Genomic DNA, 15341 nt, shown 5'->3' on the forward strand with positions numbered 1-15341 from the left:
TTCAGGTTCCACCGCAAGACCGTGATCCGACAGGATCCTCCACCCCTAAGCACCGCCGACACGAAGGGCATTTCGATGACGGCCTCTCATTCCCCAGCCATCCTCGCCGACGTGGTGATCTGCGAGCCGGTGCGCACACCGGTCGGCCGCCGGGACGGCGTGTTCGCCGGCCTGCCCGCCAGCGATCTGGCCACGGCCGTGCTCGAAGGTCTGATGGCCCGGACCGGGCTCGGCGAAGGCGATGTTGACGATGTGGTCTTCGGCCAGTGCTACGCCAACAGCGAGGCACCGGCGATAGGGCGCGTCGCGGCTCTGAACGCCGGGCTCGGTGTGGAGACGGGCGGGATGCAGCTGGACCGGCGCTGCGGATCGGGACTGCAGGCCGTGATGTACGCCTGCCTGCAAGTGGCTGCCGGAGTCAGCGACGTGGTCATCGCCGGCGGAGTGGAATCAATGAGCAACGCCGAGCACTACGCGCTGGGACTGCGCGGCGGAACCCGCAGTGCCGCGATCGAGCTGCACGACAGGATCAGCCGCGGCCGGACCACCGCCGGCGGGTATCGCTACCCGGTACCCGGGGGAATGCTCGAGACGGCCGAGAACCTGCGCGCTGAGTACCGGATCTCGCGCGAAGAACAGGACGAGCTCGCGCTGCGCTCGCAGCAGGCTGCGGGCAAGGCAATGCGTGACGGTCGCTTCGACGAGGAGATAGTGCCGGTCACGGTGCCCGCGCAGGGGAAACGCCCCGCCGTGCGGGTGACCCGGGACGAGCACCCGCGCCCGGACACCAGAGCGGCGGACCTACAGCGGCTGCGCCCGATTCGCCGCGACATCGACCCGGATGCCACCGTGACCGCCGGCAACGCCAGCGGGGAGAACGACGGCGCGTCCGCGTGCGTGGTCACCACCTGGGCCAGGGCCGCACAGCTGGGCCTGCGCCCCCTCGTGCGCCCGCTGGCCTGGTCGGTGGCCGGGGTCCCACCGAGGACCATGGGCATAGGCCCGGTTCCCGCCACGGCCAAGGTACTGGACCGCCTCGGACTGCGACTGGCCGACATGGACCTGATCGAGCTCAACGAGGCGTTCGCCGCACAGGTGCTGGCCTGTCTGCGGGAGTGGAACTTCACCGACGCCGATTACGACCGTTTCAACGTCAACGGCTCTGGGATATCCCTCGGACATCCGGTCGGCGCCACCGGTGCCCGCATCCTCACCACGGTGACCCGTGAACTGGAGCGACGGGGAGGCCGCTACGCGCTGGAAACCATGTGCCTGGGCGGTGGGCAGGGCATGGCCGCTGTCTTCGAACGGGTCGCGTGAGGCCGGCCCGACAGTCGGGCGGGTGCACTGCGGAGTCGGAGACGTCGTGTGCTGCCGTGGTGCCGTACCGCCGCACAGCCAAATGATCAAGAAAGGAAGAACCCATGCTGAGCGGGAGGTCCGCCGTCGTCACCGGCGGCGCGCAGGGTATCGGCCTGGCCATCGCCAGGGCACTGGTCGCCCAGGGAGCCCGGGTGGTGATCGGTGATCTCAACGAGGCTGTGGCCCGGCAGGCGGTCGAAGACCTCGGGGGCGACTCCTTCGCGCGTTTCAGTCTCTGCGACGTCCGGGACGGCGCAATGGTCGAGCGCCTCCTCGACACGGCCGAGGAGGCGTTCGGGCCGGTGGACATCTTCGTCAACAACGCCGGCCTGACCCGGGACGCCACTTTGCGCAAGATGTCCGAGGAGGACTTCGACGCGGTCGTCGACGTGCACCTGAAGGGCACCTGGAACGGCGTCCGCGCCGCCGCGGCACGGATGCGTGAGCGGAAGGCCGGTTCGATCGTGAACATCTCCTCAATGGCCGGCAAGGTCGGGAACATCGGTCAGACCAATTACTCCGCCGCCAAGGCAGGCATCGTCGGCCTCACCAAGGCCGCGGCGAAAGAGCTCGCGTACAGGGGGATCCGAGTGAACGCGGTCCAACCCGGCTTCATCGCGACACCGATGACCGAGACCATGCCCGAGCACGTCAAGCAGCAGAAGATGGCCGAGATCCCGATGAACCGCGTGGGCACTGCGGCAGAGGTGGCGAACGTGGTGGTCTTCCTGGCGAGCGACATGTCGAGCTACATGACCGGTGCCGTGCTCGAAGTGGCAGGCGGGAGGTTCATGTGAGCGCCGCCAGGCAACCCTTCACCCGGACATTCGCCAGTGCCGAGGACCTGCACGCGGCGGTCGGCAGCACGCTGGGCACCAGCGACTGGCTGGAGGTCGACCAGCACCGGATCGACCTGTTCGGCGAAGCCACCGGCGACCGCCAGTGGATCCACGTCGACCCCGAGCGGGCGAAGGACGGCCCCTTCGGGACCACCATCGCCCACGGCTTCCTCACGCTCTCCCTCGTCGTACCGCTGACGTCCGGCCTTCTCCGGCTGGACTACGCGCGGATGAAACTCAACTACGGCCTCGACCGGGTTCGCTTCCTGACACCGGTGACCGTCGGGTCACGGGTACGCGCCGCGGCGAAGCTTCTCGCCGTCCAGGAGATCGAGGCGGGCCTGCGCGCCAAGCTGCACACCACCATCGAACTCGAAGGATCTCACCGCCCCGCCTGCATCGCCGAGACGCTCGTCCTGATCGTCCCCGACACCGCGCGCTAGCGCAGGTGCCCTCTGGTAGGTCCGCTCTCCGGGATCAGGGTCGACCGGGCCGTACCAGGGGGCACAGGCACGGGGATACCGGGGCATGCCCGGCCTCGGTGAACGGTGGTCGGCCGAGCTGCGCTCGGACGGACCGCGTCTGAACCGCCGTCAACAACACCGACTGAGTGGAAGTCAGATGAAAAGAAGAGTCCGACGCTCGGAGCTGGCCACACCGGCTAGCAACGACCGCATGTTCGCCAAGGCCGCCAACTCCGGCGCAGACCTGGTGTTCCTAGATCTGGAGGACGCCTGCGCACCTGCCGAGCGGGAAGCCGCCCGGGGCAAAGCCGCCAGGGCACTGCGCGACCTGGACTGGGGCCGCACCACCCGAGCCATCCGGATGAACGGGGTGGACACCCGCTGGGCGCACGGGGACGTGATCGAGGTCGTCACCGGCGCGCGCGAGGCGCTGGACGTGATCATCGTCCCCAAGGTCCGGACGGCCCGGGACGTGTGGTGGGTGGACGTCCTGCTCACCCAGCTCGAAGAGACGCTGAACCTGCGCAAGCGGATCGCCCTCGAAGTCCTCATCGAAGAGACCGAGGGCCTGCAGAACGTCGCGGAGATAGCTCACTCCAGCGACCGGCTCGAGGCGATCATCTTCGGCGCGGGAGACTTCTCCGCCGCTCAAGGCGCCCGGGTTGACACCAACTTCGACCCGGTCGTGGACTACCCGGGCGACATCTGGCACTACGCGCGCTCCCGGATCGTGGTCGCCGCCCGGGCGGCGGGAATCGACGCGATCGACGCGCCGTTCCCCAACTACCGTGATCTGGCCGCCTACCGGACTGCGGCACGGCAGGCGGCCGCGATGGGCTACGCGGGCAAGTGGGCGATCCATCCCAGCCAGGTGGGTATGGCCAACGAGGCGTTCGCACCCACCCCGGAGGAGATCGCGCACGCCCGCAGGCTGGTGGCCACCTATCGGGAGGCCGAGGCCGGCGGCCTGGGCGCCACCGGGCTGGACGGCATGCTCGTCGACGCCGCTCACTTGCGCCTGGCCGAGAACATCACCAGCCGGGCCGAAATGCTCGGACTCTGAACCCGTTGCCCAGCCCTGCGCCGGCTGCCGGTCCGCCTGGGAGCGGGAGTTCGCGCGTGGCGGTCTGGCCGTTGCCATGAAGAGGCGCGATCGTGCGCTCTTTCACGGCAACGGCACGACGGCAGAACGACAGCTGCACGGCAGTAGCCACGGCACGGAACGGACGACACGGCACCACGGAGTGCGGGTCGGACCGTACGAGGTGGTGTGCTGGCGCCGGACGGATGGCGGCCGGTCCGGTGCGCTACCCGGGTCCGCGGTGCACGGGCCGTGACGCCGTCCGCCGACCGATTCCGTATGTGGCCCGTCGCCAGCGGGCCGGGGGCCGGGCCGCCGTCCTGGCCGCCGGAAATCCACCGCCGGGGAGCGGCTCTGCGCGCTCCCCGCCCCCGTGGCTCGGCTCCCGGAGTGGGTCCCAGTGCCCGTCGTCGCTCCGGACGGATCACCGGATTCCTCCGAGGATGCCCCGGCCTCAGGCCGGGGAGGAATCGGATTCCTGCGGAGCAGGGCGGGGGTAGCCGAATCGCCGCCGGGGCGATGAGGCGTCCACCCCGTGCGGTCGTGGGGTAGGCCACAACGGTCATGAACCCTCAACTGTCATACCTCCCAGGTGGATTGAGGATCGTGACGAGAGGACCGCTGTCGGGTGAGGGTGCCGGGTACGCCCGGTACACCTACCGTGTGCGGGTGTCGTCGACCGCGCGTAGGGCCCTGCTCGGGGAGTGGGCACGGTGTCGGTGGGTCTGGAACGAGTCAATTCCCGGGCGGCTGCCCCTCGGTCGCGGAGCGCAGCAGCATGCGCAGTTCGTTCTTGGCGACCTTCCCCAGAGTGGCCCGCGGCAGATCGTCCACGATCCGCACCCCGCGCGGGACCTTGAAGTCGGCTAGATTCTGACGGCACGCCGTCAGGACCGCCTCCGTCAGGACCGCGCCGACCACATTCGGCCGGGCCACCACGAAGGCAACCGGCACCTCGTCCAGCATCGGGTCGGGCCCTGCGACGACCGCCGCCTCCGCGACGCCGGTGACGCTCAGGATGACTCGTTCGATCTCGGACGCCGCGACGTTCTCGCCGCCCACCCGCAGCATGTCCTTGCTACGGTCGGCATAGCTCAATGCGCCGTCCTCGTGCACGGTGATGCGGTCGCCGGTGATGAACCAGCCGAGTTCGTCGAAGGCCGCTGCGGTGGCGGCCTCGTCATGCAGGTAGCCGCCGAAGAGCGAGACACCCGGGACGCCTCGCACCCGAAGGTCTCCGGTCTCGCCGACGCCGACCGGCTCGCCGCCGGCGTCGAGCACCGCGATCTCGTACTGGGGTGCCGCGCGGCCGATCGTGCCGGCCCTGTTCGGTACCAGCAGGTCACCGACTATCGGGGCCGACACTGTCTCGGTCATGCCGTACCACCCGATCATCGGGACGTTGAAGGTCTTTTCCGCGGGATGGCCGGACATGCCCGTGCCCCAGCGGGTGAAGCTGTGCCGGTGGGGCACATCACGGTTGGCCAGGGCGCGCAGCGGAAAGTTGACCTGGGAGGCGAACGTGCAGTTGTGCTTGTGTGCGATATCCCAGAAACGTGAGACGGAGAAGCGCGGCTGGAGGACCGCTGTCCCGCCTGCCCACAGAGTGGACAGGATCGAGTAGGACTGGGCGTTGGTGTGGAACAGCGGCAGAAATACCTGGGTGACGTCGGCGGGGCCGAGACCGACGTGCGATCCGTTGACCTTGGCCGCCCACATGGTGTTGCTGTGGGTCCACACGACCGCCTTGGGTCGGCCCGTGGTTCCCGAAGTGTAGAGAAGCAGAGCCGGGTCGAGGGGACCGCTGTGGTGCGCCGGGCCGGGCTCGTTGTCCAGCAGGGTCGCGAACCGCTCGCTGCGGCTGGGGAGGTCGGCGGCCGCCACGGGGTCGCCGGCGTTGTGGTCGGTGACGAACACCGCCTTGGCGCCGGGTAGGGCGTTGGACACGAGTGACACCAGACTGGGCTGGGTGACGACGACCGAGGCGCCTGAGTGGCTGCCGAAGTAGCTCACCTCGTCCTGTGACGACCGGGTGTTCGTGCAGACCGCGACCGCGCCGATCCGGGCGCAGGCAAACCAGGTGAGAACGTATTCCGGGCAGTTGTCCATGTGGATCAGTACGAACGACCCCGGGCCGACGCCGCGTCGGCGCAGCCCTTCGGCGACCGCCGCGACATCGCGGGCGAACTCCGCGTAGGTCCAGGTACGTCCGGTGGCGGCGAACGGCTCCCAGACCAGGAACGGGTGCTTTGGGCGGGTCGCCGCCCGTGTTTCCAACAGCCAGTCGACGGTTCGGCCGGCGACGGTTGTCGTCAACGGGGAGCGCGGAGTATGGGGGATCGATCGCATGAGAGTCCTCAATCGACAGGATGATGGAACGGTTGCGCGTCGCTGCGCGTCGGCCCTCGACGTCCCCGCCCGGACGCGCAGGGTGGTTCGTCGGTCACTGGCCGAGCAGGCTCAGGGCCGATCGGCGGCGGTCGCGGCCCAGGCCGCTGCGCTCGACAGCACCGCCAGGGCGTCCACTGCTACGACGCCATGGGCTTGGTCCCCGAGCAGCAGCGGGTTCACGTCGAGTTCGGCCAGGTCGTCGGACAGGTCGGCGGCCAGCCAGGACAGGCGTGCGACAGCCTCCGCGGCCGCGTCGAGATCGCGGGGCGGCTTGCCCCGCAGCCTCCCGAACAAGCGACTGCCTCGCAGTGACAGCAGCAGTCGTCGCGCGGTGTCGACGTCGACCGGGGCCGACGCGACCTGGCTGTCGGCCAGAGCCTCGACCAGCACTCCCCCGAGTCCGACCACGACGACCGGCCCGAACACCGGGTCGCGCTTGACGCCGACGAAGAGCTCGGTACCGGCGGCGGCCATTGACTGGACGAGCAGCCGGGCGTCCTCCACGTGCGCCTCGCGGGCGATACGTAGCAGGTCGACCGCGGCTTCCCGGACGGAATCGGGGTCGACGAGCCCGAGTCGCACACCGTCCATGTCGCTCTTGTGCCCGATCCGGTCGGAGAGCAGTTTGACCGCGACCGCACCGCCCAGCTCTTTCGCCGCGGTCACGGCCTCGTCGGCGGTCGCGGCCGGACGCGAGGCCGCACACGGCACGCCGTAGGCGGCAACGAGCCGGGTGGACTGGTACTCGTCGAGCTGGACCCGGCCCGCGGCCCGTGCCTGGACCAGCACGTTCCGGGCGGCGGTGGCGTCGATGCCGGCCGGCCGCTGCGGCCTCGGCAGCGCAGGACGGAGGCTGAAGTCCGCAAGCCGGCCCAGGGCCGCGGCGGCCCGTCCTGGATCCGTGTAACAGGGGATGCCGAGTTCGCGGAGCCGCTGCCGCGGCCGGCCGCTGCCGCCGGTCCACACCACAGCGATCGGGCGGTCGGTGGAGGAGTTCGCAGTCGCGATGGCGTCGATGAGTTCGGCCGACTGGCTGTCGGCACAGCCGAGCAGGACGGCGATCATGTCCGTCTCGGGATGCTGCAGGGCCACCTGGAGGCTGCGGCGCAGGATGTCCGGCTCCGCCACCAGTGTGCCGGTGAGATCGATGGGATTGCGCGCCGATCCGTAGGCCGGGATGACCGCGGCCATCTTCGCCTGCCACGTCTCGTCCCACGAGCGCACCTCGACTCCGTGCGCCGCTGCGGCATCCGCCGCCAGAGCGCCTGCGCCGCCCGAGACCGAGAGTGTGGTCAGCCGGCGTCCGCGCAGCCGCCGGCCGGTGGCGAAGATCTGTGCGGCGTCGAGCATCTGTTCTGGTCCGTCGACGCGCACGATGCCGTGTTGCCGGGCCACGCCGTCGAACACCGCGTCGTCGCCGGCCAGCGAAGCGGTGTGTGACTGTGCCGCGGTGGCACCTGCTGCCGATCGCCCGACCTTCACTGCGATGATCGGCTTGTCCTGCTCGTACGCATGCCGGGCGGCGTCCAGCAACCTGCGGCCGTCGCTGACACCTTCCAGATAGGCCAGCACCACCTGCGTCTGGTCGGTCCGCACCAGGCCGTCCAGCAGTTCGGCCACCGACAGGTCGACTTCGTTGCCGGTGTTGAGATAGTGCGAGATCCCGATCCCCAGGTTCTGCGACTCGCTGAACACGAACGCGCCGAAGGCCCCGCTCTGGCTGAGGAACGCCACTGGCCCCTCGGCCAGCGGGACATCCTCGTCCAGCGCAGAACTGAACGTGGGCATCGCACGGTCCCGGACCGCGATCATGCCGAGGCAGTTCGGGCCGAGCACGCGCACCCCGCTCTCCTCGATTGCCGTCCGGAGGCGGCGCTGGAGCGCCACCCCCTCGGCACCGAGTTCGGCGAAGCCCGACGCGCCCACGATGGCGACCGGGATTCCCCGGCGGCCGCAGTGCCGTACCGCGTCGGCCGTCCGTTCGGCGGAGAGCATGATCATGGCGAGGTCGATGTCGCCCTCGACGTCATCGATGCTGCGGTAGGCCGGCAGGCCCTGAACGTGACTGCGGGTGGGGTTGATCGGCAGGATCCGCCCGGCGAACCCGAACCGCTTCATGTAGGCCAGCGGCCGACCCGACAGCTTGGCCGGGTTGTCCGACGCGCCGATGACTGCTATGGATCGCGGGTACAGCAGTTTGCCAAGGGCCTCGCCGCCGCCCTGCGGATGCTGCTCCGGCGCGGTGGTCGTCACAGGGCGACTCCTTCCGTCCACTCGACCGCGCAGGACGAGAGCGTGAAGCCGGTGTAGCCGTCGGCAGCGACCTCGCTGCACTTCACCCGATAAGCGCCGACCCCGCCGAGATAGGGCATGAAGACCCTGGGTTTGCCCGGCACGTTGGCGCCCATGTACCAGGAGGCGGCCTGTGGGTAGAGGGTGCCCGAGGCGATCTCGGCGACATGCTCGGTCCAGGCGTCCTCGACCTCCGCCGTGGTGTCTATCTCGGTGAGGCCGTTGCGGCGCAGATACGCGATGCAGTCCGTGATCCACTCCACGTGCTGTTCGATTGAGACCATCATGTTGCTGAGCACCGAAGGGCTGAGCGGACCGGTGACGGTGAACAGGTTGGGGAAGCCGGCGGTGACCAGGCCCAGGTAGTTGCGCGGGCCGGCAGCCCACTTGTCGCGCAGCGCCAGCCCCTGCCTGCCCCGGATGTCGATCGCCGCCAAGGCGCCGGTCAGGGCGTCGAATCCGGTCGCGAAGACGATCGCGTCGACCTGGTACTCCCGGTCGGCGGTGCGTACGCCCTGCTCGGTGATCTCCTCGATCGGGGTGGTACGCAGATCCACCAGGCGGACATGCGACTTGTTGTACGTCGCGTAGTAGTCGGTGTCCAGGCACGGGCGCTTGGTGCCGAGGGGATAGTCGCGGGGGCAGAGCGCCTCGGCGGTCACGGGGTCGGCGACCGCGGATCTGATCTTGTCGCGAACGAACTCGGCCGCGGTCTCATTGGCCGCCGGGCTGACCAGGAGGTCCTTGAAGGCTGTGCTGAGCGCACCCAGCACACCGGAGTCCCAGGCGGTCTCGTAGGCGCTCTCCCGCTCCTCGGCGGTCACCTCGAAGGCGCCGCGCGCCGGAAGTTCCCGCGGGATACCGGTCGGCGAACGGCGCAGTTCTTCCCGGAACTCCCGGTAGCCGGCCTTGCGCTCGCGGATCTCGCCTTCCCGTAGCGGTCGATTGCGGGCAGGCAGGGTGTAGTGCGCGGTGCGCTGGAAGACGGTCAGCTCGGCGGCCTGCTCGGCGATCAGCGGGATGGACTGGACGCCGGAGGATCCGGTGCCGATCACTGCGACGCGTTTGCCGGTGAAGTCCACGCCGTCGTGCGGCCAGCGCGCCGTGTGGTGGATGGCTCCGGTGAAGCTGCCGATGCCGGAGATCCTCGGCAGGTTCGCGGCCGACAGACAACCGGTCGCCATGATGACGAATCGGGCGGTGACCCGCTCACCGGAGTCCGTGGTCACGGTCCAGCAGTGCGCGAGGTGGTCGTAGACGGCACCCGTCACAGTCGTGTTGAAGTCGATGTCCTTGAGCAGGTCGAAACGCTCAGAGACATGGCGGGCATAGCGCAGGATCTCGGGCTGGGTGGCGTACCGCTCGCTCCACTCCCACTCCTGTTCCAGTTCCTCGGAGAAGGAGTACGAGTAGGCCATCGACTCCACGTCGCAGCGGGCACCGGGGTAACGGTTCCAGTACCAGGTACCGCCGACGCTGCCGGCGGTTTCGAACACCCGGGTGCTCAGGCCGAGTTCGCGTAGGCGGTAGAGCTGGTAGAGGCCCGCGAAGCCCGCTCCTACGACGACGGCGTCGACCTGCTCGGGCGGGGACTGTTGAGAACTGGACATGGTGTTCCTCCAGGCCGATGGCCTTCAGGCCAGTGTGATGGTGGTACGCAGCGCCTCTCCGGAGCGCATCTGTGCGAGAGCCTCGTTGATGTCCCCGAGCCCGACCCGGTGAGTGATCATCTCGTCGAGGTTGAGGCGACCCTCGCGCCAGAGCGCGATGACCTGCTCGAAGACGCGATACACGTCTCGGCCGCCGTAGTACGAGCCCTGTAGCGTCTTTTCGGTGAGCAGTTCGTAGAGACTCACCGGAATCTGCGTCTCGGCCGAACCCACACCGATCACCGTGACGGAGCCGCCGCGGCGCGCGGCGTCGAAGGCGGCCCGGACCGCGGCGGAAGTGCCGACCGCCTCAAGGAGATGGTCGAAGCCCTCGCCGCCGGTCCAGCGCGCCGACGCGTCGGCGAGTGCCTCCGGTGCGACCGCCTCGGTCGCGCCGAACTTCCGCGCCCGGTCCCGGCGTTCTGCGACTGGGTCGACACCGATGACACACGCCGCTCCGGCCACCCGGGCGCCCTGGACCGCCGCGATGCCGACGCCGCCGAGGCCGATCACTGCCACCGAAGCACCCGGACCGATCCGCGCGGTGTTGAGTGCGGCACCGACGCCGGTGGTGACGGCGCACCCGATCAGCGCCGCTATCTCGTACGACATGCCGTCAGGCACGGGGAAGGCACCGGCCTCGCTGATCACCGTCTCCTCGGCGAACGTACCGGAGTTGATGAAGGAGTGGACCTCCTGCCGGCCGATGCGGAAGGTCGGCGCGAAATCGCCCGCGCCGACGGCGCAGAGATTGCCCTGGCCGCGGCGGCAGGCGGGGCAGTCGCCGCACGGTGGCCGCCAGCAGATGATGACGCGGTCGCCGGGCTTGACCCGGGTGACGTCCTCGCCTGTCTCGACGACCTCGCCAGCCCCTTCATGCCCCAGGATGACAGGGGCCTGACGGATGAGGGTGCCGTTCATGACGGATAGGTCGGAGTGGCACAGGCTCGCGGCGTGGACTCTCACCTTGATCTGGTTCGGGCCGGTGGCGACGGTCTCGACGTCGTCCCGGACCTGGAGTGTCGTGTCGCCGATCGCGTGGAGTACTGCGGCTCGCATGACTGACGGTCCTCCTTGGGGCCGGTTGAGGGAGGCGCGGCCATCGCGTACGGGGCGATGGCCACGCCGCAGGTCCGCCCTTCGGTGGCGGCCCTGTGAACCACCGTGGTCATGGCCTGCTGTCCACGGAGCCGAGCGGATGTGCCCCGAACCGCGTGCTCAGTTCACGGGTGATGTCGTCGACTGCGTACCGGAATGCGTCGAGGACACCAGGCATCCAGAAGAAGCCGTGGATGAAACCGTCGTAGCGGACCACACGCACCTCGACTCCCGCTTCCTGGAGCCGTCGGGCGTACGCCTCGCCTTCGTCGCGCAAAGGGTCGTACTCGGCGGTGAGCACCAGGGCAGGGGGTAGTCCGGCGACGCTTTCCGCACGCAGCGGCGCGGCGTAGGGGTCGGTGGCTTGCCCTGGGTCGGCCAGGTAGTGGTCCCAGTAGAAGAGCATGGAGTCGCGGGTGAGCAGAAAGCCCTCGGCGTTCTCCTCGTACGAGGCGAAAGGCGAGCCCGCGGCGGGTGCGGTCACCGGATAGATCAGAACCTGACAGGCGATCCGGGGCCCGCCTCGGTCACGGGACATCAGGCAGACCGCCGCTGCGAGGTTGCCGCCGGCGCTGTCCCCCGCGACCACTAGCCACTCGCTGGCCGCGCCCCACTCCCCGGCGCGGGCGTACAGGTCGGTCAGTGCGGCATAGCAGTCCTCGACGGGCCCGGGGAACCTGGTTTCCGGAGCCAGCCGGTAGCCCACGCTCGCGATGACCGCGCCGGTGGCGTTGGCGAGCTTACGCAGCGGGCGGTCGACGACCTCGATACCGCCCACGACCCAGCCCCCGCCGTGGAAGTAGACGAGGAGCGGTCGCGTACCCGTTCCCCCGTGCGGTCGGTAGACCCGCGTCGGGAGGCGGCCGGCCGCCCCGGCCACGAAGGTGTCGGTCACCTGGGCGACCGGGTCCAGCTCGCCCTGCAGCGCGATCCACCCTGCAGCGGCCTCACGCGCCACGGTCACCGGCACATCCATCACCGAGACCCGGCGCTGTTCTTCGAACCGGGCGATGAGCGCCTTGGCCTGCGGGTGAAGGGGCACGCTGCTCCTCGTGAACGACCTTGGTCGGCTGGTGCACGCACGGGCGCGCGCCCGACTGCCGTCGATGGGGAGCGGCGCGGCCTCTCGGCCGGGGCTCCGGAAATGTATTGCCAGGGTGCCGAATACGGCGGCCCTGCACGCCTCGTACGCTAAAGCACTCGACGGTCCCCGACTAATACTGAAGTTGATATATCTGATTCCTTTGCATGACCTAGTCGGACCTGACCAGCGCAAAAGGACCGCACCACGGGTTCGCCGACCTAATTCGCCTCTGCTGCCATGCCGGTCGAGGGTTGTTTCGCAATGCATCGACGACTACGGTGCGTTTTGGGCCCAGAGCAGTCTCCGTCGAACAGGGCGACAGCCTCTTCATCGTGAGAATGCTCCCCGAGCTCGTTGGCCCGCGCCCATGCGCCGGGCTCGCCCACCGCAATCCGCGAAATCGGCGAACTACGCCCAGCGCATTCGTGCCCGATTGACCGTCAGGAACGACCAGCCATGCCGTCGCACCGCGCCACCAATCCGTATGGCGCTCTCCATGCCCCGGATCGGCGTGCGACGGCCGCAGCGGCCGTACATTTCCGGCCCTCGTCCGGTACCCGGACACCGAGGGCGGCCGCCGAGAGACCGGAGTGAGGTCCCTTATGAGTGCACGGGGCGACAGGCCCGCACGCCGCCGAGCCGCAGTCGTCGGCCTGGGGCTGACCGAGATGGGCAAGGTATACGGCTCGACCGCACAGCAGTTGGCGGCCGAAGCGGTCAAGCGGGCCGCCGACGACGCCGGTCTCAGGCTCTCCGACATCGACGGCCTGCTGGTGTCCGCAGGTGTAACCCGGTCGGTGGACCTCAGCCTGCAGGTCGACCTCGGCCTGCACGACCTGCGGCTGCTCACCCAGATGCAGTCGTTCGGCTCCACCGCGGGCGCCATGGTGCAGTACGCGGCTATGGCCGTGGAGTCCGGCATGGCTGACACCGTGGCGTGTGTTTTCGCCGACGCTCCGCTGCAGCCCGGGCGCAGCACCGGTTCGGCGTACGCGCAACCGGCCGCGCCCCGCGGCTGGGCGGGGCTGCTCGACGCCAGCGGGTTCGCCGGTCCCAACACGTTCTACGCGCTCGCCGCTCAGCGCCACATGCGGACCTTCGGCACCACCAGTGAGCAGCTCGGCGCCATCGCCGTGGCACAGCGGGCCTGGGCCGGGCTGAACCCGCTCGCTCAGCTGCGCGACCCGATCACCCTCGCCGACCACCAGGAGTCCCGGTTCGTCGTCGAGCCGTTCCGCCTTCTCGACTGCTGCCTGGTCTCCAACGGTGGCATCGCGGTGATCGTGACGACCGCGGATCGTGCCGCGTCGCTGGCTCAGCCGCCGGTGTCGGTGATGGGCTGGGCCCAGGCCCATCCCGGAAAACGGATGCGCCGCGACGACGACTTCGGACTGGTCAGCGGAGCCGCGCAGTCCGGTCCCGCCGCGCTGAAGATGGCCGGCGTCACCATCGACGACGTCGATGTGCTGGAACTGTACGACTGCTACACGTACACCGTGCTGCTGACCCTGGAGGACTACGGGTTCTGCGGCAAGGGTGAGGGCGGCGCGTTCGTGTCGGAACCGGGGGTACTGGGACCCACGGGCTCACTGCCGCTGAACACCGGAGGCGGCCAGCTCTCCTCCTACTACATGTGGGGCATGACCCCGCTTTCCGAGGCGGTCGTCCAGGCGCGCGGCCAGGGCGGCGAGCGCCAGGCGCGCCGCCACGAGGTGGTGCTCGTCTCGGGGAACGGCGGCTATCTCGACTTCCACAGCACCTTGGTGCTGGGAGGCGCATCGCACTCCTGACACCGGTTCCACACTCATCGACCAGAAAGGTGCAGTCATGGTCAACGGCCCGATCAGCCGGGACAGCGCCTCAGCGGACTTCTTCGACGGCACGCGTGGTGGCCAATTCCTGCTTCGCCACCGTCGAAGCACCGGCGAGTACCTAGACGCGCGGAGCGTACCCCCGCCCTGCGACGAGACGAACTGGGAACACGTGCCCGCCCGCGGCGGCGGCAGGGTGGTGTCATGGGCCACGGTGCACGGCAGGAGAGTGGACGGACACGAACCTGACCGCACCGTCGTCGGCATCGTCGAACTGGACGAGGGGCCGTGGTGGTGGTGCCGACTCGTCGGCACCGACCCCGAATCCGATCTGGCGGACCTGCGCGTCGAGGTGGAGTTCGTGCCGTCCGGCCCCGAACCGGAACACGAGACGGTGCCCGTCTTCCGTCCGGCCCGTCCCGGCCATCCCGAGTCCCGGAGTGCACGATGAACGCAACCGAGCCCGCTGCCCTGGTCGTGCGGCGCGGCCACGTCCTGGTGGTCACGTTGAACCGGCCCGGCGCGATGAACGCCGTCAATGCCGAGGTCAGCACAATCGTCGGACAGGCCCTGGTCCGCGCCGAGGAGGACCGCGAGATCCGGGCCGTGGTACTGACCGGCGCGGGTGACCGGGCCTTCTGCGCCGGTGCGGACCTCAAGGCGGTGTCCCGCGGCGAGTCGCTGACCGCTCCTGAGCATGACGACTGGGGCTTCGCCGGCTTCGTTCGGCATCCCATCAGCAAACCCACCATCGCCGCCGTGAACGGCTACGCACTGGCTGGCGGCCTGGAGCTGGTGCTGGCCAGCGATCTCGCGGTGGCCGGCGAGTCCGCATCCTTCGGCCTGCCGGAGGTCGCCCGCGGGCTGTTCGCCGCGGCCGGCGGAGTGTTCCGGCTACCGCAGCAGATCCCGCCGAAGATCGCAATGGAGATGATCTCCACCGGCGAACCGATCGATGCCCCGCGTGCCTTGAGCCTCGGGCTGGTCAACCGCGTCGTGCCGGACGGCGCGGAGCTGGACGCGGCGCTGGCGCTTGCCGACAGGATCAGCGACAACGCGCCGCTGGCGGTACAGGCCGGCAAACGGTTGGCGACGGGCCTGGTCGAGGGCTCGTTGCCAGCGGAAACCGGCGCCTGGCTCCGCAACGCCGACGAGATCTCCCTCATCAAGACCAGTGGGGACTTCACCGAAGGCACCACCGCGTTCGTCGAGAAGAGGCAGCCCGTATGGCGAGCCCGGTGAGCCGCCCGCTCCCGCATACGGGCACGGG

At 69.4% G+C, this 15341-nt stretch carries 12 protein-coding genes; 7 read left to right on the plus strand and 5 right to left on the minus strand.

Annotation, left to right across the window (positions count from 1 at the left end; genetic code table 11):
* The first annotated feature begins 75 nt into the window (after nucleotides 1-75).
* From ACQEXA_RS61550 to ACQEXA_RS61565, 4 genes are all read left to right on the plus strand, one after another.
* Nucleotides 76-1320: an acetyl-CoA C-acetyltransferase gene (locus ACQEXA_RS61550; RefSeq protein WP_433135340.1), complete on the plus strand. Its 1245-nt coding sequence runs from the start codon at nucleotides 76-78 to the stop codon at nucleotides 1318-1320.
* A gap of 104 nt (nucleotides 1321-1424) precedes the next feature.
* Nucleotides 1425-2159, plus strand: a complete 735-nt coding sequence (gene fabG, locus ACQEXA_RS61555; protein WP_433135341.1) for a 3-oxoacyl-ACP reductase FabG — start codon at nucleotides 1425-1427, stop codon at nucleotides 2157-2159.
* Complete coding sequence (locus ACQEXA_RS61560) at nucleotides 2156-2644, plus strand: MaoC family dehydratase (protein ID WP_433135342.1); 489 nt, start codon at nucleotides 2156-2158, stop codon at nucleotides 2642-2644. The genes fabG and ACQEXA_RS61560 overlap by 4 nt, the downstream gene beginning before the upstream one ends.
* A gap of 178 nt (nucleotides 2645-2822) precedes the next feature.
* Complete coding sequence (locus ACQEXA_RS61565) at nucleotides 2823-3728, plus strand: HpcH/HpaI aldolase/citrate lyase family protein (protein WP_433135343.1); 906 nt, start codon at nucleotides 2823-2825, stop codon at nucleotides 3726-3728.
* A gap of 753 nt (nucleotides 3729-4481) precedes the next feature.
* On the opposite strand, the gene ACQEXA_RS61570 is transcribed toward ACQEXA_RS61565, so the two are convergent.
* The 5 genes from ACQEXA_RS61570 to ACQEXA_RS61590 all read right to left on the minus strand — a co-directional run bounded on the left by ACQEXA_RS61570 (nucleotide 4482) and on the right by ACQEXA_RS61590 (nucleotide 12218).
* The gene (locus tag ACQEXA_RS61570; protein WP_433135345.1) at nucleotides 4482-6062 is read right to left on the minus strand and encodes an AMP-binding protein; all 1581 of its coding nucleotides are present in this window, start codon (nucleotides 6060-6062) and stop codon (nucleotides 4482-4484) included.
* Nucleotides 6063-6206: 144 nt separating this feature from the next.
* Nucleotides 6207-8390 carry an acetate--CoA ligase family protein gene (locus tag ACQEXA_RS61575; protein ID WP_433135346.1) on the minus strand — a complete coding sequence of 728 codons (2184 nt, stop codon included), beginning with the start codon at nucleotides 8388-8390 and terminating at the stop codon, nucleotides 6207-6209.
* On the minus strand, nucleotides 8387-10039 hold the full coding sequence (locus tag ACQEXA_RS61580) for a flavin-containing monooxygenase (RefSeq protein ID WP_433135348.1): 1653 nt from the start codon (nucleotides 10037-10039) through the stop codon (nucleotides 8387-8389). The genes ACQEXA_RS61575 and ACQEXA_RS61580 overlap by 4 nt, the downstream gene beginning before the upstream one ends.
* A 24-nt stretch (nucleotides 10040-10063) precedes the next feature.
* The gene (locus tag ACQEXA_RS61585; protein WP_433135349.1) at nucleotides 10064-11137 is read right to left on the minus strand and encodes an alcohol dehydrogenase catalytic domain-containing protein; all 1074 of its coding nucleotides are present in this window, start codon (nucleotides 11135-11137) and stop codon (nucleotides 10064-10066) included.
* 109 nt (nucleotides 11138-11246) lie between these two features.
* The gene (locus ACQEXA_RS61590; protein WP_433135350.1) at nucleotides 11247-12218 is read right to left on the minus strand and encodes an alpha/beta hydrolase; all 972 of its coding nucleotides are present in this window, start codon (nucleotides 12216-12218) and stop codon (nucleotides 11247-11249) included.
* Between the two features lie 644 nt (nucleotides 12219-12862).
* On the opposite strand from ACQEXA_RS61590, the gene ACQEXA_RS61595 reads away from it, so the two are divergent.
* Genes ACQEXA_RS61595 through ACQEXA_RS61605 form a run of 3 tightly spaced genes read left to right on the plus strand, consistent with a single transcriptional unit; the run spans nucleotide 12863 to nucleotide 15313 of the window.
* Complete coding sequence (locus tag ACQEXA_RS61595) at nucleotides 12863-14050, plus strand: thiolase family protein (RefSeq protein ID WP_433135351.1); 1188 nt, start codon at nucleotides 12863-12865, stop codon at nucleotides 14048-14050.
* A gap of 37 nt (nucleotides 14051-14087) precedes the next feature.
* Nucleotides 14088-14522, plus strand: a complete 435-nt coding sequence (locus ACQEXA_RS61600; protein ID WP_433135353.1) for a Zn-ribbon domain-containing OB-fold protein — start codon at nucleotides 14088-14090, stop codon at nucleotides 14520-14522.
* On the plus strand, nucleotides 14519-15313 hold the full coding sequence (locus ACQEXA_RS61605; protein ID WP_433135354.1) for an enoyl-CoA hydratase-related protein: 795 nt from the start codon (nucleotides 14519-14521) through the stop codon (nucleotides 15311-15313). The genes ACQEXA_RS61600 and ACQEXA_RS61605 overlap by 4 nt, the downstream gene beginning before the upstream one ends.
* The last annotated feature ends 28 nt before the right edge of the window (nucleotides 15314-15341 follow it).

The organism is Streptomyces sp. CA-106110, assembly GCF_050936285.1.
Classification (GTDB): Bacteria; Actinomycetota; Actinomycetes; order Streptomycetales; family Streptomycetaceae; genus Streptomyces.

Coding starts and splice junctions, on each gene's coding strand:
- ACQEXA_RS61580 (WP_433135348.1), bottom strand. CDS start 10,039: ATGTCCAGTTCTCAACAGTCCCCGCCCGAGCAGGTCGACGCCGTCGTC.
- ACQEXA_RS61550 (WP_433135340.1), top strand. CDS start 76: ATGACGGCCTCTCATTCCCCAGCCATCCTCGCCGACGTGGTGATCTGC.
- ACQEXA_RS61595 (WP_433135351.1), top strand. CDS start 12,863: ATGAGTGCACGGGGCGACAGGCCCGCACGCCGCCGAGCCGCAGTCGTC.
- ACQEXA_RS61605 (WP_433135354.1), top strand. CDS start 14,519: ATGAACGCAACCGAGCCCGCTGCCCTGGTCGTGCGGCGCGGCCACGTC.
- ACQEXA_RS61600 (WP_433135353.1), top strand. CDS start 14,088: ATGGTCAACGGCCCGATCAGCCGGGACAGCGCCTCAGCGGACTTCTTC.
- fabG (WP_433135341.1), top strand. CDS start 1,425: ATGCTGAGCGGGAGGTCCGCCGTCGTCACCGGCGGCGCGCAGGGTATC.
- ACQEXA_RS61565 (WP_433135343.1), top strand. CDS start 2,823: ATGAAAAGAAGAGTCCGACGCTCGGAGCTGGCCACACCGGCTAGCAAC.
- ACQEXA_RS61585 (WP_433135349.1), bottom strand. CDS start 11,137: ATGCGAGCCGCAGTACTCCACGCGATCGGCGACACGACACTCCAGGTC.